Raw genomic sequence first — 21,968 nt, 5'->3', positions numbered from 1 at the left:
GTCCTGTCCAGCCCATACGGCAATCACCTAAACGATACAAACCATGGGCTGGAAGACTTGATCCTTGCACGAACTGGGATTACCATCTCGACATGGAAACAAGAGTCCTCAAACTTGAAGAATTTGCCGGCGATGCGCGTGACCGCCTGACGCGCATCGAAACACGCCTCGACCATATGGCCACCAAAGAAGATGTGTCCAAGCTTGAGTCCACTCTTCTAAGATGGTTTATCGGAACAGCCGTCTCCCTGACGGCCCTGGCATTCGCTGCGGCAAAACTCGTTCACTGAACGCAACGCCGCCGTTGCACAGGCAGTTCAATACGTTTTATCCAATCAAGACACTCTACCCAATAATCCGCAGCGAATAATCTGTCGCCCGGATGTCCTTGGTCAGGCTGCCGATCGAAATCCGGTCGACGCCGGTTTCCGCGATAGCCCGCACCGTTTCCATATTGATGCCGCCGGAAGCTTCCAGCAGCGCCCTGCCGTCGGTCAGCTTGACGGCGTCGCGCATGGCGTCGAGGCTGAAGTTGTCGAGCAGGATCGAGTTGGCGCCGGCGCTCAATGCCTCGTCCAGCTGCACCAGGTTTTCCACTTCGATCTGGACCGTGACATCCGCATCCAGCTTGTGCGCCGCCTGCATCGCGGCGGAGATGCCGCCGGCTGCGGCGATATGGTTTTCCTTGATCAGGATGCCATCGTACAGGGCCAGCCGCTGGTTATGGCCGCCGCCGACACGCACCGCGTATTTCTGCGCCAGGCGCAGGCCGGGCAAGGTTTTGCGGGTGTCAAGGATATGCGCCTTGGTGTCGGCGATGGCATTGACGTAGACGCGCGTTGCGCTGGCTACGCCGGACAGCAGCTGCAGGAAATTCAAGGCGCCGCGCTCCGCGGTCAGCAAGGCCCGGGCCGGCGCATCGATGAGGCAGACCTGGCTGTCGGCGCTCATCAGGTCGCCTTCGGCATACGACCAGTCGACCCGGATGCGCTCATCCAGCTGCCGCATCACCGCTTCGAACCATGGCGCGCCGCACAGCACAGCTTGCTCGCGCACGATCACGCGCGCCTTGACCATCTGTTGCTCAGGAACCAGCTTGCCGGTCAAATCACCGCTGCCGACGTCTTCGGCGATCGCAGTGCGGATATTGTCATCGAACGCCGTTTGCAGCGCTGCGTCAAACGGTGCGAAACGATTCTCTAAGTTGCTCGCTGATTTGCTGTTGGAAGTACTCATGCGGGACCGATTCCTGAAAACAGTTTTTGTTCTTGCGCCAGATCGCTGGATGGGCGCACGTTGGCTTTGCGCTGGGCGGCGAAATCCAGCATGCGGTCGATGCAGACCACCGCCTTGCGGCCGGTTTCAGCGTCGACCTGGATTTCATTGCCGCCGAATTCCAGCACGTCGGCCAGGTTCTGCAAGCCGTTCATCGCCATCCATGGGCAATGCGCGCAGCTCTTGCAGGTCGCGCTGTTGCCGGCGGTTGGCGCATCGATAAAGCGTTTGCCGGGCGCAGCCATGCGCATCTTGTGCAAGATGCCGTTGTCGGTGGCGACGATGAATTCGTCGGCGTCCAGGCTTTGGGCGGCGGCGATCAGCTGGGTAGTGGAGCCGACCACGTCGGCTTGCGCCACCACGGCTTCCGGCGATTCGGGATGCACCAGTATCTTGGCGTTCGGATGCTGCTGGCGCAGCAGCTCCAGTTCGACGCCCTTGAACTCGTCGTGCACCAGGCACGAACCCTGCCACAGCAGCATGTCGGCGCCGGTCTGTTTCTGTATATAGCCGCCCAGGTGCTTGTCTGGCGCCCACAGGATTTTTTTACCTTGCGCGTGCAGGTGGGCGACGATGTCGAGGCCGATGGACGAAGTCACCATCCAGTCGGCGCGCGCCTTGACCGCGGCGCTGGTGTTGGCGTATACCACCACGGTACGGTCGGGATGGGCATCGCAAAAAGCGGAAAATTCGTCCGCCGGGCAGCCGAGGTCAAGCGAACAGGTAGCGTCCAGGTCAGGCATCAGCACGCGCTTGTGCGGGCTCAGGATTTTCGAGGTCTCGCCCATGAACTTGACGCCGGCCACCACCAGCGTCTTGGCTGGATGATCGCGGCCGAAGCGCGCCATTTCCAGCGAATCGGAAACGCAGCCACCTGTTTCTTCTGCCAGGTCCTGTAAATCGCCGTCGACGTAATAATGTGCGACCAGCACGGCTTGCTGTTCTTTCAGCAAGCGCTTGATGCGCTCCTTGAGAGCGGTTTTCTGGTCCGGAGTGGGAGTTTCAGGGACGCGAGCCCAGGCATGAGCGGTACAGCTGGTACCTGCGCTGCTGCCTAGGTCCATTTGCGGCCGCTCGAATTCAACGGTTTTGATGGCGTGGGTTTGCATGGCTACGATAGGTGTGAGAGGGTCATGAGCTGCGGTAATACGCAATGATACGACAGAAGGCGCAACAAGACATTTTGCCGCAGCAAGCCCGGGGGTATCGGGACAGGGATTCTACCGCCAACCTTGACATTGCGTGTGAACATTACCTTATTGCAAGCACGAATGAACTCCCGTACTATGATTTAACAATTGTCATAAAAAAAAATCTGCCGGGTTCAATGTCCGAGCATTTTGTTGGATGCAATATAAGAACACAGGGACAACATGATAATTTTCGACAAGACAGAACGCGGCCGCACCGAAATAGCCACACGCGGCCAGAGCGTGGCGCCACGGCTGCGGACACTGTTATTGCTGGTAGACGGCAAGACTAGCAGCGACGAGTTGCTGCGGAAGGTGGCCGGACTGGGACTGGGCCAGGAACACCTGGACGAATTGCTGCAGGCCGGGCTGATCCAGGCCAGCGCCGACAGCGGCAATACTGGCAGTCCCGGCAACAGCGCCGCCGCTGTCGAAGCGCCGGCCGTGAAAAGCGTGCCGCCGCCCGCCGCCCCGCTATCAGCCGAGCAGGTGCTGCCGCCGGGACAAACCCAGTTCGAGGCGATTTATCATTTTTACAACGATACGATCAAGAGCATGATCGGCTTGCGCGGTTACGGCCTGCAGCTGAAAGTCGAACGCGCCAGCAGCATCCAGGATTTCCGCGAACTGCGCCAGCAATACCTGGAGGCGGTGCTCAAGGCCAAGGGCGAAGAAATCGCCCGCAGCCTGCGCGGCCGGCTGGACCAGCTGCTGTACCTGGGCGAACGGCCGCAGCAGTAAACAGCGCAACGAAAAAAAGCGTGACAGATTGACTCTGCCACGCTTTTTTTACATCAATCATGGCGCAGAAATTCCTGCGCCATGCGATTGCTTGATTTACTCGATGCCCTGGCTGGTCAGGTAATCCTCGTAGGAACCCTGGAAATCGACCACTTCGTTTTCCTTGACTTCCAATACGCGGGTGGCCAGCGACGACACGAACTCGCGGTCATGCGAGACGAAAATCAACGTGCCGGCATATTTTTCCAGCGCGATGTTGAGCGACTCGATCGATTCCATGTCCATATGGTTGGTCGGCTCGTCCAGCAGCAGCACGTTGTGGCGGCCCAGCATCAGCTTGCCGTACATCATGCGGCCCTTCTCGCCGCCGGACAGCACCTTGACCGACTTCTTGACGTCGTCGCCGCTGAACAGCAGGCGGCCCAGGCTGGAACGCACCGCCTGGTCGTCGTCGCCTTCCTGGGTCCATTGGCCCATCCAGTCGGTGAGCGTCTTGTCGGTCGCGAAATCTTCCGTCGGATCCTGCGGCATGTAGCCGACATTGGCGTTTTCCGCCCACTTCACCAGTCCGCTGTCGGCCGCCAGGCCGGCGATGTCGCTGCCGCCGATGCTGCGCAACAAGGTGGTTTTACCGGCGCCGTTGGCGCCGATGATGGCGATTTTTTCGCCGGCTTCAACCATGATGTTGAAGCTCTTGAAAATCGGCCGGTCATAAGTCTTGCTGATGTTTTGCACTTCGACCGCCAGCCGATGCAGTTTCTTCTCGCCGTCGAAACGCACGAAAGGATTGGCGCGGCTCGATGGCTTGACGTCCTCGACCTTGATCTTTTCAATCTGCTTGGCGCGCGATGTCGCCTGGCGCGCCTTCGATTTGTTGGCCGAGAAACGGCGCACGAAATCCTGCAGTTCGGCGACCTTGTCCTTGGCCTTGGCATTCGCCGACAGCTGCTGCGCACGCGCCTGCGAGGAAGCCAGCATGTATTCGTCGTAGTTGCCGGGATAGACCTTCAAGGTGCCGTAGTCCATGTCGGCCATGTGGGTGCACACCTGGTTCAGGAAGTGGCGGTCATGGGAAATGATGATCATGGTCGAATTGCGCTGGTTCAGCACATCTTCCAGCCAGCGGATGGTATTGATATCGAGGTTGTTGGTCGGTTCGTCGAGCAGCAGGATATCCGGATTCGAAAACAGCGCCTGCGCCAGCAGCACGCGCAGTTTCCAGCCCGGCGCGACATTGCTCATCGGGCCCTGGTGCTGCTCGATCGCCACGCCTACGCCCAGCAGCAGTTCGCCGGCGCGCGCTTCAGCGGTATAGCCGTCGTACTCGGCAAACTTGGCTTCCAGGTCGGCCGCTTTCATGTAATCGTCGTCGGTAGCTTCCGGATTGGCGTAGATCGCGTCGCGCTCAGCCATGGCCGCCCACATTTCGGTATGCCCCATCATCACGACATCGAGCACGCGCATTTCCTCGAATGCGAACTGGTCCTGGCGCAATTTGCCCAGGCGCTCGTTCGGATCGAGCATCACGTTGCCGCCCGACGGCTCCAGGTCGCCGCCCAGGATCTTCATGAAAGTCGACTTGCCGCAGCCGTTGGCGCCGATCAGGCCATAGCGGTTGCCATCGCCGAATTTGACGGAAATGTTTTCAAACAGCGGCTTAGGGCCGAACTGCATCGTGATATTTGCTGTGGACAACATCTTAGATTTGGTCTTTTCTTAATTGAATCATGGGGTTAGATAGTGGCGGCATTATACAGTATCCACATTTGTGCACTGCATGAACCGGTATAAAACCAACGCCTGCCGCCACTATTTCCATGAATCCGCCAGATTTCCAATCCCTCGCCTTATTTCGCCGCCACGGATGCCGCCAAACGCCCGACTTCCGCCAAGGCCGCGTTACGCATGGCTTCCGAGGCCTTGGTCGCGGTCAGGTAGCTGGCGACCAGCAGCGGTGCGCGATCGGGTGGAAACAGTATGCCGATATCGTTAGTGCTGCCATAGGCGCCCGAGCCGGTCTTGTCGCCTACCCGCCAGCCGGCCGGCAGCAATGCGCGCAGGCGCTTGTCGCCGGTCTTGTTGGCAAGCAGCCAGGTTGTCAACTGTTTGCGCGAATCGGTAGACAGGGCATTTCCCATCAGCAACTGATGCATGGTGGACAGCATCGCGCTCGGCGAGGTGGTGTCGCGCGGATCGCCCGGAGTGGCCTGGTTGAGGTCCGGCTCGATGCGGTCGAGCCGGGTCACCTTGTCATCCAGGGAACGGACGTAGGCCGTCAGCCGAGCCGGGCCGCCAAAGCTGTGCAGCAGCAGGTTGGCGGCGGTATTGTCGCTCAGGGTAAGGGTGGCTTCGCACAGCTCCGCCACCGACATGCCGCCGCCGACATGTTTCTCGGTGACGGGGGAATACGGGACCAGCTCGGCGGCTTCGTAACGGATGCGCCGCGCCAGCTGTTCCTGTCCCTGGTCCACGCGTTTCAGCGTCAGTCCCGCCGCCAGCAGCTTGAAGGTGCTGCACATCGGAAACCGTTCGTCGCCGCGATAGGCATGGCTTTGTCCGGTAAGGGTATCGAGGATGGCGACACCCAGGCGTCCTCCGCTTCTGATTTCTATCCGGCGCAGTTGCCGGGCGATCGGATCGGCAACCGGCTTCGCTGCGCTGGCAGCCGAGGCCCAGGATTTCTGTGTGTAGCCGCTTAAGACCAGCGCTCCCAAAGCTGCACTCAGGTTGCCGGCGAACTGGCGTCGTTTCATGTTTCCCCTCAGAATTTAATGAACAGGGCATCAACGATAACGTTGGCCCGGCTATCACTCAAGCTACAATATCGAAGGCAAGACATAAGAAAAACTAGCTCAAACGGAGAAATGACATGCACCTCCCCTTGAATTCCTTGCGCGCTTTCGAAGTCTCGGCGCGCCTGCTCAGCTTTACCCGCGCCGCCTCCGAGCTGAACGTCACGCAGGCCGCGATCAGCCAGCAGGTAAAGAATCTCGAAGAAAGAATGGGGGTACAGCTGTTCCGCCGGCTGCCGCGCGGGCTGGCATTGACCGACGAGGGCATCGCCCTGCTGCCGGTGCTGGCGGAATCGTTCGGGCGCATCGGTGCCGTGCTGCAGCAGTTCGGCGACGGCCGCCGGCTGCGCGAGGTGCTGACCGTGGGCGCCGTGGGCACCTTCGCCGTCGGCTGGCTGATCCCGCGCCTGCGCGATTTCCAGCAAGCCCACCCGTTCGTCGATTTCCGCCTGTTCACCAACAACAACCGGGTCGACATCGCCGGCGAAGGCCTGGACTACGCCATCCGTTTCGGCGACGGCGCCTGGCACTCGACAGAAGCCGAAGAGTTGCTGGCAGCGCCGCTGGCGCCGATGTGCTCGCCAGCAGTCGCATCTTTCCTGCGCGATCCGGCCGACCTCGCCGGACAGGTATTGCTGCGCTCCTACCGCACCGACGAATGGGCCGCCTGGTTCGCCGCAGCGGGCTTGCCCTGCCCGCTGCTCAGAGGCACCGTGTTCGACTCCTCGCTCACCATGGCCGAAGCCGCGGCCCAAGGCGCCGGCATAGCGCTGCTGCCGACCCGCATGTTCGCCCGCGAACTGCAGCACGGCCGCCTGACCCGCCCGTTCGACATCGAGATCGCCACTGGCAGCTACTGGCTGACCCGCCTCAAGTCAAAACAAACCAGCCCCGCGATGCAAGCCTTCCGAGAATGGCTGCTCGCCGCCACCAGCTAAATTAGGGTCAGAGTCAAATTAATTTGAAAGCAGGTGCCCGCGGCGACACCAACGGTCTTCGGGCCAGGCACGCAGACTGGGGAGATCAGGACGCCAGCGTGAGCGGATTCTGGATGGTCAGCTGGAAGCCGCTTGCATCCGACAGCAATTGCGCCTGCGCGCCGACCGGCAAGGTCGCTTTGTCGCGGATGTGGCCAAACGGCAAACCGGTCAGTATCGGCGCCGATACGTGAGCCCGCAGGTAAGCCAGCATGGCGTCGAAGTCATAGCCGTTGTCATGCTCGGCCAGCCGGTAGTTGGAAAAATCGCCCAGCACGATCGCCTGCTGCCGTTCCAGGACGCCAGCGTACTGCAACTGCAGCATCATGCGTTCGATGCGATACGGATGCTCGCCGATATCTTCCAGGAACAGGATGCCGCCGTCGACCTGCGGCAAATAGGGGGTGCCGACCAGATGATTCAGCATCGCCAGGTTGCCGCCCCACAGGGTGCCGCCGGCGTTGACGGCCGGATTGCCGGCGGCGCTGACTTGCAATACCTGTTCCGGCTGCCGCAGGCATTGCCAGAAATGCGACATCGTAAATTCGCTCAGCTCGGCCTCGCCGAAATCGCTGCACAGCATCGGTCCGGCAAGGCTTGGCGCGCCGGTCTGCGCCAGCAAGGCCAGGTGCAGCGCGGTGACGTCGCTATGGCCGACAAATATCTTCTTGCTGGCGGCCAGGCGCGGCAGGTCCAGCAGCGGCAGCAAGCGCGACATGCCATAGCTGCCGCGTATCGCCAGCACGATCTGCACCTGCGGATTATCGATCGCTTCGTAGATCTGCCCTACCCGCGCAGCGTCGGAGCCGCCGAAACGCAGGTATTTGGCGGCCGGGTCGTAATAGTCATAAACCACGCAGCCCTGGCTTTGCAAGGCCAGTATGCCGCGCGCCAGCGCTGCTTCGTCGGAGGCGTAGCCGCCAGGTGCGATCAGCGCGACGCCGATGGATTGTTTTGAAGGTGCTTGGACAGGTTCGGTCACGATTGTTTTTGTTGGGCTTGCCGGCGTTCGGCGAAAAATTCTTTGAGTAGTGTGCCACATTCGTCAGCCAGCACGCCAGCCGTCAGCTCGGTCTGATGGTTCAGTCTTTCCTGTTCGAACAGGTTGAGCACCGAGCCGCAGGCGCCGGTCTTCGGGTCGCTGGCGCCAAACACCACGCGCGCCAGCCGGGCATGCAACATGGCGCCGGCGCACATCGCGCATGGCTCCAGGGTGACATACATTTCGCAACCGGGCAGGCGGTAATTGCCGAGGATGGTGGCCGCCGCGCGCAGCGCCATGATTTCCGCATGCGCGGTGGGATCGTGGTTGCCGATCGGCTGGTTGAAACCGGTAGCGATGACCTGCCCTTCTTTCACGATCAGCGCGCCTACCGGCACTTCGCCCAAAGCCCAGGCATTGCGCGCCTGGGAAATCGCTTGCTGCATATAGATGGCGTCACGCATAGGCACTCAAGGAAGCAATATCTATCAACGGTCTTCTGAAATCTCGGCCCAGCAATTGGGCGTTTCGTGCAGCACCAGTTTCTGCAGGTGCAAGCCGGTGCCGTAGTGGTCCTTGTAGGCGGCCTTGAGGATATCGTAGGCGGTGCGCGCGAGGTTTTCCACCGTCGGGATACGGTCGATGATGACGGTCTTGTGGTCCGGCAGCGTCGCCAGGAACTCGCGCACCGCCGTGTCTTTTTCGTAGACCAGGAAAGCGTGGTCCCAAATATCCACCAGATGCTGTTTCGCCAGCGTCTTGATATCGGAGAAATCCATGATCATGCCATTGTCGGAACTGCCTTCGACTTCAATCACCGCGCCCACCAAAGTGATTTCGAGCGTATAGCGATGGCCGTGCAGGTTGCGGCACTGGCTCTTGTGGTCGGGGATCCGGTGGCCGGCGTCGAATTCCAGTTTGCGGGTGATGGTAAGCATAGGTAATCGGTTCTTTATAAAATCTGTTCAAGGAATCTGCAGCAGCTTGTGGGTTTGCAGGCTCAGTTTCCATTTCGGGTTGCGCTTGCAAGTCTCAATCGCCAGTTCCAGATTGTGCGCCAGTTGCGGACCATCCATGGCCTGCACATAGAAATGTTCGAAATCAAGCGATTCGTATGCCGCCAGCGATTGGCCGGCTTGCGGGATCACCACTTTCAGCTCATTGCCCTTGCGCAGCTTCAGCACCGAACCCATCTTGGGGCTGACGCAGATCCAGTCTATGCCTGGCGGCGGCTGCAGCGTGCCATTGGTTTCTATGGCGATTTCAAACCCGGCCGCGTGCATGCTGTCGACCAAAGCCGTATCCAGCTGCAGCAAGGGCTCGCCGCCGGTAAACACCACGAACTTGCTGGCGGCGTAGGTATCCGGCCAGAGCGCATTGATGGTGCTGGCCAGCGCTTCGCTGTCCTTGAACTTGCCGCCGCCGACACCGTCGGTGCCGACAAAATCGGTATCGCAGAACTGGCAGACCGCAGTGCTGCGATCTTCTTCGCGGCCAGTCCACAGGTTGCAGCCGCTGAAGCGGCAAAACACCGCAGGACGGCCGGCATGGGTGCCTTCGCCTTGCAATGTGTAGAAAATTTCCTTGATGCTGTAGGTCACGGTGCTTCTCGCATATGTTTGTCAGCCTCTGATTCGCCAGCCGCAGCGAAGCCGCATGGATATCGGGCCAGACACTGTCAATACTCGCAGTTTTCCGTCGTTTTCACTATCAAAAACGACGATTTTTTGCTGGTGTGGGAGATAGGTTGATGTGCGGGGACGCCGCATTGCTGCCACAGATCCATGCGCAGATGCCAACCCAACCCGACATTTTAGCGTAGAACGGCCATTCCCGCGACGCCTCGGCAGTATCGGGACGGAAGAACGTTGCATTTTTGGCAGCCACGATCCCTGCCGGACGGAGCTTTGCGGCATCAGGATGAGAGCGCCCAGCGCGCCAGCTGTATGTGGCGGGTCTGGCCAAGCAGGCTATGCACCAGGACAAATTCATGCGCGGTCCAGCTGATGGTTTCAATCACCTTTGCCGGAACCAGGCGATTGTCGTACAGCAGGGTGACATGAGGCGTGTAGTGCGGATTGGCTTTGCCGAACCCGGCTTTTTCCAGCGCCCTGCCAAGCGTTTCCTGGAATTTCGCCAAAGCGGCGAGGCCATCGCCGCCCAGCAGGACCAAAGGGCGTTTGCGCGGCCGGCCGTGAAAACTCGCCGCGCGGTCGAACGCCACATCGAACGGCGCCGCCCTGACGCTGTCCGCCGCCGTCATCGCCGCCTTGACAGCACCTTGCGGCAGTCCCAGATAATCGCCCAGGTGGCTCAAGGTGACATGCAAACGCGCGATCCCGATCGGCTTGCCTGTCACGCCAAACTCGTCGCGCAGCAATCCCCGCTGCCGTACGATGGCGGCAGCCGCATCCGGAGCCGGGACGATAGCGAAGAACAAGCGATCGGTCGGCTGCGGCGGCGCCTCGAAGCCCGGCAAGAAAAGCTGTCCGGGCACGTGATGATTGCGTTTCATGAAATGCACTGCTTCCGATGAAAAGGGGGGATATCAGTTTACGCCTTTTTCACGCCGGGGAAGCGGGACCGGCTGCATCAGAAGTCGATCAGAAAGCCCGCCCCGACGGATTTTTGCGAATAGTTGTAATCGATCAGGCTTTCGCCGTAACCGGAAAACAGATGCAGGTATCCCTTTAAATTGGTCGTGACCGGAAACGCCCAGCCGGCCTCGAGCGCGCCGTGCCCGGTCTGGAAATTGCGGCGTGCGGTCATCGAATACTCATAACCGTTCTGGCGGTAGCTGGCGCGCACGTCGCCGTGGCCCATGTAGTCAACGATATCGATGTTGTCGTTGTTGGCTTTTGCATTGTCGAGGCGTTTCCAGATCCTTGCCGACAGCGCCAGGTTGCCGTATTCGGCGCCCAGTTCAGTATAGAAACGGTTCCAGCTGCGAGACAAGGTAGAGGATTGGCCGTTGGACTGGTGCACCAGCCCGAAATTGAGATAGCGGAAGTTGAAGTCGCCGATCTTCATGCTCAATGGCAGCGTCGCAATCAGTTCAGGCTGGTAATTCGTTTCGCGAAACGGACTGGAGTCGGCCCGGTTGTATGCCTGCCAAAAACTTTGCTGGGTGTAGGCCAGCCACAGGTCAACCGGGCTGCCGGCGACGTTTTCCGCCATCTTCATCTTGAAACTGAGCTGGTAAGTCAACTCCGTATGCTGCGGCTGGAGTCCGTTGGCATCGCTGGCGAATGGCGCGTCGTTGGCGGAGCTGCTGTAATTGGCCAGCAATACATAATTATCCAGGTAGGACTTGAGGGCAAACACGCCGCGTTTGGAACTGGGATCAAGTTCCCAGCTCTGCACCGTATGCGAAATCGGCGACTCGCTCGGCTCGCTTGCCTTCTTGGCAGCGTCCAGGGCCGGCGGCGATGCAGGTGCAGCTTGGGGAACAACGGCTGCAGCGGGAACCGGCGCGCCGGCGGTAGCCTTGGCCAGGGCATCGAAGCAGTCCAGGCGCGCGCTGGCGTCGCCCAATACGGAGCAGCGCGCCAGTTGCTGCTCCAGCTCAGCGGCATGCAGCAGCGCCGGCGCCATCCAGCTCAAGGAAAGAATGATCTTCTTGATGTTTTTTTTCATGATGGATTCTAAAAAATACGAAACTGCCCTGTGCCCGCCAACCTTGGCAGACACAGGGATGCAAGACATATGCTCCATTACCAAATTGTCGCGCTCGCTCGGAAACATGCTTTCCGACAGCATCAAAAACAAAAAAAGCCCGCATTCATGTGGGCTTTGGAGGCATTTTTCACTTGCGTATATTAACAAATGACCGATGCCGGATCATTTCCACCCTGCATTCCTTGCAAAAACGCTTAGAATCGATCCCATTGGCTAACGGTCCGGCAAAAGCCCGCTTTCATGCGGGCTTCGACGTTTTTTGGCGTCGTAAAATGGGCCGATTTCCACCTGTCTCTATTGGATCCTCACTGCAGCGAGCAAAACTGTCATGACAAATAGAACCATCGAAGCTTTCCCGCAAATGTACGCACGCATGGGCGGCGTGCTGTACCTGGCAATCATAGTGCTGGGCGGGCTTGCCGAGGGATTCGTCATGAACCGGCTGGTCATGCCGGGCGACGCCGCGGCAACGGCGCATAACATCATGGCCTCGCCGCTACTGTGGCGCCTCAGCGTCGCCGGCAACCTGATCGTGCCCTTATGCGCCGTTGCGCTGACGTGGGTGTTTTACCTGCTGCTCAGGCCGGTAAGCAAGCGGCTGGTCCTGCTTTCCGTATTTTTTAACCTGGTGTCACTTGCAGTCGAGGCCGTCAGCAAGCTATTTCTCCTTTTGGTCGAACCCATATTGGGGAATGCCGGTTACCTGAAAGCATTTGAAGCACGGCAGCTGCAGGTCCTCGCGGACCTTGCCCTTGCCTCGCATGGCATTGCCTTTAACATCGCCCTGATATTTTTTGGCTGCGGGTGTCTTGTCGATGGCTACCTGATTTTCAGGTCGGGCTACCTACCCAAACTCATAGGCATATTGATGCAACTTGCCGGCTTGGCTTACCTGACGGCCTGCTTTTCCGCGCTCTTTGCTCCGGCGTTCGCAGAACTTATAACGCCCGCCATCCTGGTTCTGCCATTGGTCGGCGAATCGTCATTGTGCCTGTGGCTTCTTGCAAAAGGAGTAAATATCGCCAAGTGGAACGAGCGGATAAGCATGGGCTAAGCCAGCTTATGCGGTATGTGCGGCAAACCCCGTCAGGTCCGGCGCGATATCGGGGCGCAGCGTCAGTTCAGGGATGTCGTACGCGCCGGCATTTTGCGGGCGAAATGGTATCGGCGCTGTGTTCCAAAGGTCGTCAAGGCGCTGGCCGAGCGCATCGCGGATAGCTGCAAATCTCGCTTCGTCGGTCCGGTCTGTGCGATAGACCAGGAACGGCGGCAAAACGTCGAAGCCTGGGTAATACAGCACCCCGTGGTGGATGGGAAACAAAACATCGTCTATCGGGCCATTGATGCCTCGCGCGCTGTAATGGGATTCCCACCCACCCGTGGTGACGATCAGCATGGCACGTTTTCCCGCCAGCGTGCCTTCCCCGTAGCGGTCGCCCCAGCGGGCGTCGGAGTGTTCCCCTACGCCGTATGCGAAGCCGTAGGCATAGACACGCTCTACCCAGCCCTTCAGGATCGCCGGCATCGAGAACCACCACAGGGGAAACTGCAAGATGACCGCATCGGCCCAGCGCAGCTTGTCCTGTTCGAGCGCGATGTCCTTGCTCTGCAGGCCGCGCTCGAACGCGCGCTTGGAGTCAAGCGACGGATCAAAGCGCGCATCGGCTTGCCGATCCGTGCTGTCGTCGGCGTCGAGCGATGCTTTCCACTTCATTGCATACAGGTCTGAAACCTGGACGACATGCCCGGCATCCTCAAGGTGTTTCACCGAGAAGTTTTTCAGCGAGCCGTTCAGGGATTTTGGTTCGGGATGGGCATAGACGAGAAGGACATTCATGGTTGCGCTTTCAAGGATAAGGAACAAGCAGCTTAGGCCCCGGTGAGGTATATTGAAAATGAATTCTCAATATTCCAGGTATTACCATGAATAATCTCCGACGACTCGACCTGAACCTGCTGGTAACGCTGGATGTCCTGCTTTCGGAACACAATGTGACCCGTGCAGCGCAACGCCTGAATTTTTCCCAACCGTCGATAAGCGTTCATCTCGCCAAGCTGCGGGATATCTTCGGAGACCCGTTGCTGCTGCCCGGGCCACGGGGAATGCGGCCCACCGCAAGAGCCGATGCATTGCGTGAACCCTTGCGACAGGCACTGGATGCGCTTGAACATGCGGTATCCCCCGCCAGCCCCTTTGATCCTGCCAAGGCCAGCCATACATGGCGCGTCGCCGCCACCGACTATGGCGAATCGACGATCGTACTGCCCGCCCTGGGCGGCTTGCGCTCGGCGGCGCCTGGCACCCGGCTGGCGCTACTTGAACTTGTCCCGCCCCGCATAGCCAGGCAAGCGGAACAGGGAGAGATCGACCTTGCTTTCCATACCAGCGAAGGAGCTCCGCCTGGCTTGCGGCACCGTACGCTCTTTACCGAGCGATATGTCCTGGCGGGACGCGCAGGCCATCCACGCTTGAAAAAACGCCCGACGCTTTCGCAATTCTGCAAGCTCGACCACGTGATCGTATCGCCGGATGGCGGAGGATTCCATGGCGTCACCGACGAGGCACTGGCGGACGCAGGCATGGTGCGCCGCGTGGTGCTTTCCGTTCCGCATTTCCTGTTTGTCAGGTCGGTGCTGGCCAGCACTGACCTGGTGGCGATGCTGCCGGCGCGCCTGGTCCGCGACGCCCGTGACCTGCAAGTGGTCGAGCCGCCTGTCGAGGTGCCGGGCTACGAGATGGCCATGCTCTGGCATGAACGCTGCCATCGCGATCCCGCGCATCAATGGCTGCGCGAGTACATCGCAAATTCGGTGTGATCCGTATCGCCCCTGGCAATTGAAACACATGTCGGCAGGCCACCGAAGAGCGGCGCTTAGCAAGGTCTTTCGAGTCGCGTCCTTTTCCACTACCGATGAAGACGTCTGCATGGCAACGCTCGCTGCCGCAACCTGAAGACGACAGCTGCCGGGAGGCAAAGCGGAATAAGCCGCTTCAGGCGTGGCGGCCTGCGGCCATTCCTGCGCCAGGCCTTTCCTCCAATCGGGCCGGAATATATTTCTTCCTGCCTGGAAGAGTATGATAAATATCCCCTCTCTGATTTACCTGAGATGGGGCTTGCAACAGGGCATGTATCAAAGAATTTTTTCCAATAACAAGGAGAAGACCATCATGCTGCATTTCCACCATCCCCCCATTCATCGCAATACCGCCATCTTGCATTCACGACTGCTGTCGGCGTGGCATTGGCCGGCTTGGTTTCCGCCATTCCCGGCGTTGCCGCTGCAGATGGAAGCGATCACTGGCTGATCGCCGATCAATTCAACAACCGTGTCATTGAGGTCGATCCACAAACCCATCAGATTGTCTGGCAATTCGGCAACGGCGCGGACAAGCCAGGACCGCAGAGCATCGTCGGCATCAACGACGCTGAACGCGTCGGCACCTTCACGCTACTGTCCGGCACCGGCATTCCGCCTAGTTCGCCGCCGTTGCCAGGCTGCTCCGACGCGGTCAACGGCTGCCCCGATAACCGCGTGATCCTGATTAATCAGAATGGAGATATCGTTTGGCAATACGGTCAAAACTGCGGTGTCTCGGGCGCCGGGTTCAATCAGTTGAATACACCGATGCAAGCGGCGGTGCTTCCGCAGTTCCAGCGGCGCCACGGCCTGCATGTGATTATTGCGGACCAGGCCAACCAACGCATCATCGTGGTTGATCGCGCACACCGTTTGGTCTGGCAATACGGGAGCACTGGCGTTGCCGGCAACGGCCCGAATCAATTAAACAATCCTAACAGCGCCGAGCAACTGGAAAACGGCAATATCCTGATTGCCGATGAAAACAACAACCGGGCCATCGAAGTCACCACCGATTTGCAGATCGTCACGCAATTCACCGCCGGCGGGACGCTAAGCGGGGTTGCTTTTGCCAGTCGGCTGCCTGACGGCCATACCTTGATTACCGATTCCAACAATAACCGCATCGTCGAAGTCGACGGCAGCGATACGACAGTGTGGGAATATGACACCAACACACTGACCGGCAGCAATCCAACTCCCCTGCCCACGCGTGCGGTTCGCCTTAAAAATGGCAACACCTTGATCAGCGATCAATTCAACAATCGCGTCATTGAAGTTACGCCGGCCAAGAAAATCGTGCGGCAGCAAGGCGCGCTCAATGTCGCCGGCAATGGCTTCAATCGCTTGAACGGACCATACGATGCAAAACGGATCGGGGATTTCACCGGATTAACTCCGGCAAGAGATATCGATCTCGGCGACTAACAGTTGCTTTGCGCAATTCCCGAGGGATGCCACCGTTCGGCATCCTCTTTTTTTTTCCGTGGGGCAGCTCACGGAAATGACAGGCAACAAGATTTGCCAACCGCGATTGCAGCGGCGTTGTGGCGATCTCAACAATCCATGCGATTTCGCCCGGAAACACCAACTCGAACCATTGAGGCAATGGTGTCCGCATTCGACCTGAACACATGCAGGCCTATGCTTGCCCTATGTTGCGCATGGAGCGCGCAACCATGACAACAAGCGCAAGATGTCCTCTTCATTCGGAGCTCGTATCTCATCTCCGCCAAACTGCGGCCTATGACGACCAAGCGGAGTCTCAAGGCATCATGCCGCCCTCACGGGTCGAGACCATTCGGCGTCACCCACTGTTGTCACATGTATCAATCTCGAATTGGGTATCGGCCGGGTCATTTGACGCCCTACATCTATACGGCCGGGAACGTCACAGGCGCAGACTGGCACCAGGAGCGGCTTAAGTCGCATCCATCAAAGGCGAAATTGGGTAAATTTGGCCCGAGAAACCAAAAATGCCTGGAAGCCCCCATAAATCAGGGCTTCCAGGCATTTTTGGTTTTTACATATGCACTCTGCAAACAGCGCACACTTTTGCAAAGTGTGCGCTGGGTTCCGGCGGGAACGATTAAGGCGTCAGCGTGAAGTTGATAGCAGACTGGTTACCCGTCGTGACGTTTACCGATAGATTTGATTGAGTCACATAACCATTCGCCGAGGCTTCAACTACATACCTGCCGGTGCCGGGAGTGGTGTTTGGCTGCGTTGCAAACATGATCGGCAACGCCGCACTATATTGCCCAAGCTGCGGCGCCACGGCGGGTAGGTTTGACAATGTATATGCGCCACTTGCCACATCAACGCCCTGATATTTGATTGTCACCGTAGGGCCGGCCGAGAAGCTTTGCTTTGCCGCCACATAGGCAATTTCCGTTGCGCTAACCGGATTTAACGTTACCGTGCCGCTAATGGCGCCTGGAGGCGCGGCGGCTGCCTGCAAATCGATAGGCGTGCTATTGCTGCTGACTACGACAGTGCTGGTGGTGCTGGCAACCGGCACCGCAGCAATGACCGCGGTTGCACGGTTGTCCGCAGTAAGCACGACGTCATAGTTGCCCGGCACAAGACGCGCGAGGAAAAACTCTCCTGTCGTGGCATTGGGCGCCGTGGAACGCACTACAGCACCGTTCTGCTGCGCAGACACCATGACGTGATTATTCAGCAAGGCAGGGTTGATGAAACCGTCGATGCCATTCACAACCGTAGGGATCACGGTGATCACGGGTTTCAATGCGTATTTTCCGTTACCCTTGGTCACGACGGATTTGCAGGCATCGAAGTCGAGTACCAGGTCAGTGCGTTGCCCAGATGCGACGTCAAATTGATCAATCAGCTTGATGCCGCTTTGCACCGCACTTGGCGTATCGAGTGAAATTTCCGTGCTGGTGCCCGATGGAATCACCGAGTTGGCGAAGCCTGCCCCGGTGTTTGGATCAAGCACCAGACGCAGCTGCGTATAATGGCCCGCCGTCAAAGGTGTTTGACCCAAGTCTTCCAGAGCGCCATTGGCCAGATTAAGAAGGTTGATTTTACGTGCAGGGGTCAACGTGATATCCGCCCAGCCAGCATCGTTTTCGTTGGCAGTTGCGCTTTGATGCACGCGCACTTTGTTAACGGTGACATTGACCGCATCAAACCCACAGGACGGCGCATCGGTCATCGCCACGCCCAACGTCCCTGTCCCAGCCGCCGGGGCTCCATCGCCGCCACCGCCACCGCAGGCCGCGAGTAATACAACTGTCGACACCGCGCCGAATGAGCATAGCCTATGTAAAGAATTTTTCATTTTATATCTCCTTGTAATTATAGACATACGGCGTATGGAGCACCGCTCAGAACGTAGCTCCAGCAGCAACAATTCTTATATAACCATAAACAGAGCCACTGAGTTACCGAGGCAAAAAGGACATTGTTTACAGAGCTGGATGCAGCGCATGGCTCCTCATCTAAGAGATGTTCCAGTGCCGCGCAAATTTTTATTGCTTAGCTTTAAGCGCATGCGCCTTTCCTTTATTCGCTTTTTTGTGTGTTAGACCCTTTTGATTCGCGCGGTCCGCTGAACGTTGCAAGCCTTTGTCGCGATCCGCGGCATTAGCTCCATTAGTGTTTCTCATCCCCTCGCTACTGATGTGCTGTGAAGAGGCGCCACCGAAATGTGTGCCGCCCCCGGCACGAGCAAAGGTGGTGACGCTAGCACTGGCCAGAAGTATGGCGGCGCCGATTATGCATGCATTTTTAAACATGTTCTGCCCCCTTTTATGAAATTGAATTGCCTTATGCATGGCTTCGAACAAGCGAAAAATATCAAGCATGCGCATTATTGACACTACAACTCTGTTAGTACTCAAATTCGATGAAAAGTTGACGTCTTAAGCGCATTAGATGTATCAAATTATTTCAGAACGATACTCTTCCGATATCAAGCACTACTCATGTTTCCTAGCATGATGGCAATAAAACCCGGTATTACAGACGCTGGTTTGTAAGCCATTGTGAATTGCTACAAACCGTTTACAAATGCCAACAACCGCGTTAGTCAATATGCCAAAATGAGCGCGTTTTAACGAAAGGTCCATCATTCAAGTAAAAGGAAAAGAAACATGAAAAAGCTTTTTGCACTATCCGCTTTTATCGCATTAACCTTACAAGGTTGTGCTGTCTATGGGCCAGACTACCCCGATGCCGTAGTGGCCCCGCAAGGTCGCGCACAAGGCGGCCCTGGCAATGGTTTTTGCCCGCCAGGACAAGCAAAAAAGGGGAATTGTTAATAAGAAATTCGCGACGATCGCCCCGCTGGAGATTGAGGGTGATCGCGGCAACATCGGGAGGTTCGAAGCTATCGGCCTTTACACATTCCCGCCACGCCTGCCCGCTAATCAAATTTCCAAATGCCGGTATTTATATCGGCAGATGTCGGCCGCACGACAGTTTTCTCATGGCAAGGCAACAGTGCCGGGAGGTTGAAGAGAAACGCAAATGTGGTTAGCATTCGCCCCCTCTTCGTCTCCCGTTTCCTTCTGATACCCGGTTCGCATACAGCACGGTAATCAAAACTTACAAGCGATACATAACTGAATCACCTACAGAACGTCTTGGGTGGCAGCATATTCTTCATGTCATTCAATGAAAAGAGATCAGCATGAAAAAGCTCATTAGCATAGTCGCAATCGGACTTGTTCTCAGCACAGCATTATCCGGATGTATCGTCGTACCGGTTGGTGGTGGCGGTTATTACCACCATCACGACTATTACTACGGTCGCTGATACGGCGTTTCTTAAAAGGTGACGGACATGAAACGTATTTTTTTCGCTGTTGCACTCATCGCTATTAGCGCCAGCACTTTGGTATCAACGCAGGCCATGGCGCAAATCGGCGTTGACATCACCATCGGCAGACCACCGCCGCCTCCAAGATATGAACCCATTCCGCCACCACGATATGGCTACGTATGGATTCCTGGCTTCTGGGATTGGCGTGACGGTCGACATGTATGGATTGGCGGCCATTGGGAACAGCCACGTCCAGGTTATGTATATGCGCGCCCTGAATGGCGCCAAGGTCCTAACGGCTGGATACTGCAATCCGGCGGATGGCGTGAAGATCATCGACGATACGATGAGCGTCGTGACCACGACTATCGGGATGGCGACCGGCACGACTATCGGGACGGCGAGCGGCATGACTATCGCGAGGGCGAGCGGCATGACGATGGAAGATACGAAAATCGTTGAGTCCTGGCAGGCGGGAACTTGTTGCAGGCAATCATGACGTGACGCGGACATGGCGAATTTTGTCAAGGATGCCAAGCATTGAATGGCTTTGTCACAGCTGGTCCCATTTGTAGTAGCTCAGATATGACCTGACACGTTGCGTCATCCGGGCACAGGAAAGGCAGTTCAGTTCCATGGCATGTGAAGCTCGGAGAACAAACAGCAGGCCAGCCAGCTGTTCCGGCAATCTGCAGCGATGAGGTGTTCGAGCTTCAGGCTGTGCTCGCGGGTAAGGCACTGGGACGGCTTGCAGGAGTAACGGCAGCGCCGTTCATTCGAGCAGCGCAGTTGGTTCCGATCCTTATCGATCACATGCCGGACATCGCCAGCTACTTTGTTTACTTCGGCAGCAAGACCTCACAAACCGTGCGCGCACGTGCGTTTATTGATCTGGCGATTAGCCATCATGGCATCGGCATGGATAACACCATCACAAAAGCTATCTGAAATAAGTACTTGGGTATACATCGGCTTGCCAATCAATGCAGCCCCATTAAGCAAAAAAGCCCGCATTTACGCGGGCTTTGAGGCATTTTCTACTTCCGTACACTTGCGAGTGCTAGATGTATTTTCATTCCCACTCAATTATCAACTGCTCTATCCAGCCCAGTATTTCATTGACTCCTAAGCCTATCATCGGACCAAATACCATGAAAAATACCATTCATGAAATTTGAGCGATACTTGCAGCAAGTAGTTTCCAGCCAGCAGGAATAAACATCAATAAAATCAATTATTTGAAAACTATTTCGTAATATTTTAGCAATTAGATTTCGCTTCTAGAAATTCTAGCCAAACACCTCAAAGCCGCTTGCAGGTTCGATTCCAGCCACAACCAGCACACATTACCACCACAGCTGCACCACAGTGCCCAAACTGTTTAACGCATCGGCGTATAAAAGCACCCTAGATTTCTTTGCAACGTTTGCAAAGATGGACTATTACCGGCGGCTACGGCGACGATGGACACGTCGGTAGTGAATACAGTGGCAGATGCGGTGGTGGCGGGAGGCAGTAAAAAAAACTGAGTACATAAAACAACCTGGTATAGCTGACAGTGTTGCTTGGCGACATTTCTAATTAAACTAATTTTTAAGTCGCACGACTTGATTTGTCGCGCTTAATTCTGGCACTTGTGTAATGGCGGCTTCGCGACGATTTTTATTTCATCGTTTAATCAACTATTTCACCAGGAGTCTGTCATGAATCAAACCTCGCAACTCGATCTGCTCGGCTACCAATATCAAATCCAAGTAAGCAAAAACCGAAATTACGTACTCGCTTCACCCAAAGGAGATGAGGTGAAAGTCGTATCAGTCAACGACGGCTCTGCGGCCAGTTCCTGGTTCATTTTGCCGATCAGTGGTACTCAGGGACAGTTCAATATCTTCTTAAACGACGGAAATTTCTCTTACAACCGCACCAGCCACACCGTCGATAAGGGAACTTTCCTCAACTACCAAGGGAGGACCGTGAACCTGAAAACGTATCCTGAAAGCGATCTGTATGTTTGGAATATGGACGACCCGTCGTCCGGCGATGCAATTAATTGGGGCGCTCCTAAGGGAAAGACTGCCACCGTCTGCATCTTGACCGCCCCCGATAATCATCTCCTGTTTCCGATCGCATACTCATCCAATCAAAATGCTGTCAACCCCTCTGGCGCCCTTTACGTGGATGGCAGTGACGACTACCTAACTACACAAGATTTCACCCAATGGTATATGAGCAGCTCGCCGGTTTAAACGTCCTGCAAGATGGACCGGGCGCGGCGAACTCATGAGGATCCGAGGCAAAATTGATTAATTCGCTTCGAAAAATCCGCGCCGCGCCCTATCGAAATTTCGATGCAAGGCTAGGATGTTGATTTGCATCCAAAACTGATAATCATCTAGCCGTCCTCCGCATGACAGGCAGGCGCTATCATGCGGCTGTCGGCACTCACGCATCATCGAATGGATCATCTGGCTCAGGTTGCAGTCCAAATAAATTGACTGCCTCTTCGAATAGACCCTCGTCAATATCATTATGATCTGTTAGCACGGACACGAAGAAAGCATATACTGTTGGTTTGCATCCAAAATTGACCCACTTTGCCGCATAGTTTGCACACGAAACTGATAATCATCTAGCCGTCCTCCCTCGGCAAGCGCCGAGCGATAAAGTCATGGTGCGAACCTC

25 protein-coding genes are annotated in these 21,968 nt (G+C 56.9%); 11 read left to right on the top strand and 14 right to left on the bottom strand.

The annotated features are described in order from the left end of the window. Positions 1-92: 92 nt before the first annotated feature. Entirely contained in the window at positions 93-290 is a 198-nt protein-coding gene (locus AC07RZ_RS00125; protein WP_144740273.1) for a hypothetical protein, read from the top strand. A 55-nt stretch (positions 291-345) separates the two neighbouring features. On the opposite strand, the gene nadC is transcribed toward AC07RZ_RS00125, so the two are convergent. Continuing rightward, entirely contained in the window at positions 346-1,236 is an 891-nt protein-coding gene (nadC, locus tag AC07RZ_RS00120) for a carboxylating nicotinate-nucleotide diphosphorylase (RefSeq protein ID WP_494666446.1), read from the bottom strand. Continuing rightward, entirely contained in the window at positions 1,233-2,384 is a 1,152-nt protein-coding gene (gene nadA, locus AC07RZ_RS00115; RefSeq protein WP_494666445.1) for a quinolinate synthase NadA, read from the bottom strand. Before nadA ends, nadC begins: the two co-directional genes overlap by 4 nt. A 264-nt stretch (positions 2,385-2,648) precedes the next feature. Here nadA and AC07RZ_RS00110 point away from each other — a divergent pair, with 264 nt between their 5' ends. Then, on the top strand, positions 2,649-3,206 hold the full coding sequence (locus AC07RZ_RS00110) for a hypothetical protein (protein ID WP_494666444.1): 558 nt from the start codon (positions 2,649-2,651) through the stop codon (positions 3,204-3,206). Positions 3,207-3,302: 96 nt separating this feature from the next. On the opposite strand, the gene AC07RZ_RS00105 is transcribed toward AC07RZ_RS00110, so the two are convergent. Together AC07RZ_RS00105 and bla are read right to left on the bottom strand one after the other, a co-directional pair. Continuing rightward, positions 3,303-4,904: an ABC-F family ATPase gene (locus tag AC07RZ_RS00105; protein ID WP_494666443.1), complete on the bottom strand. Its 1,602-nt coding sequence runs from the start codon at positions 4,902-4,904 to the stop codon at positions 3,303-3,305. A gap of 149 nt (positions 4,905-5,053) precedes the next feature. Further along, a complete protein-coding gene (bla, locus tag AC07RZ_RS00100) occupies positions 5,054-5,959 on the bottom strand; it encodes a class A beta-lactamase (RefSeq protein ID WP_494666442.1) in 906 nt (301 codons plus the stop codon). Between the two features lie 116 nt (positions 5,960-6,075). On the opposite strand from bla, the gene AC07RZ_RS00095 reads away from it, so the two are divergent. After that, on the top strand, positions 6,076-6,936 hold the full coding sequence (locus tag AC07RZ_RS00095) for a LysR family transcriptional regulator (protein ID WP_494666441.1): 861 nt from the start codon (positions 6,076-6,078) through the stop codon (positions 6,934-6,936). Between the two features lie 85 nt (positions 6,937-7,021). On the opposite strand, the gene ldcA is transcribed toward AC07RZ_RS00095, so the two are convergent. The 6 genes from ldcA to AC07RZ_RS00065 form a co-directional block, all read right to left on the bottom strand. Beyond that, positions 7,022-7,957 carry a muramoyltetrapeptide carboxypeptidase gene (gene ldcA, locus AC07RZ_RS00090; RefSeq protein WP_494666440.1) on the bottom strand — a complete coding sequence of 312 codons (936 nt, stop codon included), beginning with the start codon at positions 7,955-7,957 and terminating at the stop codon, positions 7,022-7,024. Beyond that, positions 7,954-8,421 (bottom strand): tRNA adenosine(34) deaminase TadA, encoded by a 468-nt coding sequence (gene tadA / locus AC07RZ_RS00085; RefSeq protein WP_494666439.1) that lies wholly within the window; start codon positions 8,419-8,421, stop codon positions 7,954-7,956. The genes ldcA and tadA overlap by 4 nt, the downstream gene beginning before the upstream one ends. Before the next feature lie 24 nt (positions 8,422-8,445). Next, complete coding sequence (gene queD / locus AC07RZ_RS00080) at positions 8,446-8,895, bottom strand: 6-carboxytetrahydropterin synthase QueD (RefSeq protein ID WP_144742563.1); 450 nt, start codon at positions 8,893-8,895, stop codon at positions 8,446-8,448. A 27-nt stretch (positions 8,896-8,922) separates the two neighbouring features. Next, a complete protein-coding gene (gene queE / locus AC07RZ_RS00075; RefSeq protein WP_092398537.1) occupies positions 8,923-9,558 on the bottom strand; it encodes a 7-carboxy-7-deazaguanine synthase in 636 nt (211 codons plus the stop codon). 314 nt (positions 9,559-9,872) lie between these two features. Beyond that, positions 9,873-10,472 carry a 2'-5' RNA ligase family protein gene (locus tag AC07RZ_RS00070; protein ID WP_494666438.1) on the bottom strand — a complete coding sequence of 200 codons (600 nt, stop codon included), beginning with the start codon at positions 10,470-10,472 and terminating at the stop codon, positions 9,873-9,875. A 77-nt stretch (positions 10,473-10,549) separates the two neighbouring features. Continuing rightward, positions 10,550-11,593, bottom strand: a complete 1,044-nt coding sequence (locus AC07RZ_RS00065; protein ID WP_494666437.1) for a phospholipase A — start codon at positions 11,591-11,593, stop codon at positions 10,550-10,552. Positions 11,594-11,963: 370 nt separating this feature from the next. Here AC07RZ_RS00065 and AC07RZ_RS00060 point away from each other — a divergent pair, with 370 nt between their 5' ends. Beyond that, positions 11,964-12,689 (top strand): DUF4386 domain-containing protein, encoded by a 726-nt coding sequence (locus AC07RZ_RS00060; protein WP_494666436.1) that lies wholly within the window; start codon positions 11,964-11,966, stop codon positions 12,687-12,689. 6 nt (positions 12,690-12,695) lie between these two features. Here the strand turns inward: AC07RZ_RS00060 and AC07RZ_RS00055 are convergent, their stop codons facing one another. Then, positions 12,696-13,472: an NAD(P)H-dependent oxidoreductase gene (locus AC07RZ_RS00055; RefSeq protein ID WP_494666435.1), complete on the bottom strand. Its 777-nt coding sequence runs from the start codon at positions 13,470-13,472 to the stop codon at positions 12,696-12,698. A gap of 86 nt (positions 13,473-13,558) precedes the next feature. On the opposite strand from AC07RZ_RS00055, the gene AC07RZ_RS00050 reads away from it, so the two are divergent. Beyond that, positions 13,559-14,452 carry a LysR family transcriptional regulator gene (locus AC07RZ_RS00050; protein ID WP_494666434.1) on the top strand — a complete coding sequence of 298 codons (894 nt, stop codon included), beginning with the start codon at positions 13,559-13,561 and terminating at the stop codon, positions 14,450-14,452. 175 nt (positions 14,453-14,627) lie between these two features. On the opposite strand, the gene AC07RZ_RS00045 is transcribed toward AC07RZ_RS00050, so the two are convergent. Beyond that, complete coding sequence (locus AC07RZ_RS00045; RefSeq protein WP_494666433.1) at positions 14,628-14,855, bottom strand: hypothetical protein; 228 nt, start codon at positions 14,853-14,855, stop codon at positions 14,628-14,630. Between the two features lie 23 nt (positions 14,856-14,878). Here AC07RZ_RS00045 and AC07RZ_RS00040 point away from each other — a divergent pair, with 23 nt between their 5' ends. Further along, a complete protein-coding gene (locus tag AC07RZ_RS00040; protein ID WP_494666432.1) occupies positions 14,879-15,922 on the top strand; it encodes an NHL repeat-containing protein in 1,044 nt (347 codons plus the stop codon). A gap of 661 nt (positions 15,923-16,583) precedes the next feature. Here AC07RZ_RS00040 and AC07RZ_RS00035 read toward each other — a convergent pair. Together AC07RZ_RS00035 and AC07RZ_RS00030 are read right to left on the bottom strand one after the other, a co-directional pair. Then, complete coding sequence (locus AC07RZ_RS00035) at positions 16,584-17,801, bottom strand: DUF4382 domain-containing protein (protein ID WP_494666431.1); 1,218 nt, start codon at positions 17,799-17,801, stop codon at positions 16,584-16,586. Positions 17,802-17,991: 190 nt separating this feature from the next. Next, a complete protein-coding gene (locus AC07RZ_RS00030; RefSeq protein WP_494666430.1) occupies positions 17,992-18,327 on the bottom strand; it encodes a hypothetical protein in 336 nt (111 codons plus the stop codon). Positions 18,328-18,739: 412 nt separating this feature from the next. Between AC07RZ_RS00030 and AC07RZ_RS00025 the strand changes: the two genes are divergently transcribed. The 5 genes from AC07RZ_RS00025 to AC07RZ_RS00005 all read left to right on the top strand — a co-directional run bounded on the left by AC07RZ_RS00025 (position 18,740) and on the right by AC07RZ_RS00005 (position 21,532). After that, a complete protein-coding gene (locus AC07RZ_RS00025; protein ID WP_494666784.1) occupies positions 18,740-18,979 on the top strand; it encodes a hypothetical protein in 240 nt (79 codons plus the stop codon). A 175-nt stretch (positions 18,980-19,154) separates the two neighbouring features. After that, a complete protein-coding gene (locus tag AC07RZ_RS00020) occupies positions 19,155-19,280 on the top strand; it encodes a hypothetical protein (RefSeq protein WP_092358809.1) in 126 nt (41 codons plus the stop codon). A gap of 27 nt (positions 19,281-19,307) precedes the next feature. Next, positions 19,308-19,748, top strand: coding sequence for a YXWGXW repeat-containing protein (locus tag AC07RZ_RS00015; RefSeq protein ID WP_494666429.1), 441 nt, complete (start codon positions 19,308-19,310; stop codon positions 19,746-19,748). 180 nt (positions 19,749-19,928) lie between these two features. Beyond that, positions 19,929-20,234 (top strand): type 2 periplasmic-binding domain-containing protein, encoded by a 306-nt coding sequence (locus tag AC07RZ_RS00010; RefSeq protein WP_342828192.1) that lies wholly within the window; start codon positions 19,929-19,931, stop codon positions 20,232-20,234. A 755-nt stretch (positions 20,235-20,989) separates the two neighbouring features. Then, on the top strand, positions 20,990-21,532 hold the full coding sequence (locus AC07RZ_RS00005; RefSeq protein ID WP_494666428.1) for a hypothetical protein: 543 nt from the start codon (positions 20,990-20,992) through the stop codon (positions 21,530-21,532). The last annotated feature ends 436 nt before the right edge of the window (positions 21,533-21,968 follow it).

The sequence above is a fragment of the Collimonas sp. GW821-FHT07E08 genome, assembly GCF_059418905.1.
The sequence above is the reverse complement of the archived record's forward strand: the minus strand, read 5'-3'. Positions and strand labels throughout refer to the sequence as shown.

Coding starts and splice junctions, on each gene's coding strand:
- AC07RZ_RS00125 (WP_144740273.1), top strand. CDS start 93: ATGGAAACAAGAGTCCTCAAACTTGAAGAATTTGCCGGCGATGCGCGT.
- nadC (WP_494666446.1), bottom strand. CDS start 1,236: ATGAGTACTTCCAACAGCAAATCAGCGAGCAACTTAGAGAATCGTTTC.
- nadA (WP_494666445.1), bottom strand. CDS start 2,384: ATGCAAACCCACGCCATCAAAACCGTTGAATTCGAGCGGCCGCAAATG.
- AC07RZ_RS00110 (WP_494666444.1), top strand. CDS start 2,649: ATGATAATTTTCGACAAGACAGAACGCGGCCGCACCGAAATAGCCACA.
- AC07RZ_RS00105 (WP_494666443.1), bottom strand. CDS start 4,904: ATGTTGTCCACAGCAAATATCACGATGCAGTTCGGCCCTAAGCCGCTG.
- bla (WP_494666442.1), bottom strand. CDS start 5,959: ATGAAACGACGCCAGTTCGCCGGCAACCTGAGTGCAGCTTTGGGAGCG.
- AC07RZ_RS00095 (WP_494666441.1), top strand. CDS start 6,076: ATGCACCTCCCCTTGAATTCCTTGCGCGCTTTCGAAGTCTCGGCGCGC.
- tadA (WP_494666439.1), bottom strand. CDS start 8,421: ATGCGTGACGCCATCTATATGCAGCAAGCGATTTCCCAGGCGCGCAAT.
- queD (WP_144742563.1), bottom strand. CDS start 8,895: ATGCTTACCATCACCCGCAAACTGGAATTCGACGCCGGCCACCGGATC.
- AC07RZ_RS00070 (WP_494666438.1), bottom strand. CDS start 10,472: ATGAAACGCAATCATCACGTGCCCGGACAGCTTTTCTTGCCGGGCTTC.
- AC07RZ_RS00065 (WP_494666437.1), bottom strand. CDS start 11,593: ATGAAAAAAAACATCAAGAAGATCATTCTTTCCTTGAGCTGGATGGCG.
- AC07RZ_RS00060 (WP_494666436.1), top strand. CDS start 11,964: ATGACAAATAGAACCATCGAAGCTTTCCCGCAAATGTACGCACGCATG.
- AC07RZ_RS00055 (WP_494666435.1), bottom strand. CDS start 13,472: ATGAATGTCCTTCTCGTCTATGCCCATCCCGAACCAAAATCCCTGAAC.
- AC07RZ_RS00050 (WP_494666434.1), top strand. CDS start 13,559: ATGAATAATCTCCGACGACTCGACCTGAACCTGCTGGTAACGCTGGAT.
- AC07RZ_RS00045 (WP_494666433.1), bottom strand. CDS start 14,855: ATGCAAGATGGCGGTATTGCGATGAATGGGGGGATGGTGGAAATGCAG.
- AC07RZ_RS00035 (WP_494666431.1), bottom strand. CDS start 17,801: ATGAAAAATTCTTTACATAGGCTATGCTCATTCGGCGCGGTGTCGACA.
- AC07RZ_RS00030 (WP_494666430.1), bottom strand. CDS start 18,327: ATGCTTGATATTTTTCGCTTGTTCGAAGCCATGCATAAGGCAATTCAA.
- AC07RZ_RS00025 (WP_494666784.1), top strand. CDS start 18,740: ATGGTTTTTGCCCGCCAGGACAAGCAAAAAAGGGGAATTGTTAATAAG.
- AC07RZ_RS00020 (WP_092358809.1), top strand. CDS start 19,155: ATGAAAAAGCTCATTAGCATAGTCGCAATCGGACTTGTTCTCAGCACA.
- AC07RZ_RS00015 (WP_494666429.1), top strand. CDS start 19,308: ATGAAACGTATTTTTTTCGCTGTTGCACTCATCGCTATTAGCGCCAGC.
- AC07RZ_RS00005 (WP_494666428.1), top strand. CDS start 20,990: ATGAATCAAACCTCGCAACTCGATCTGCTCGGCTACCAATATCAAATC.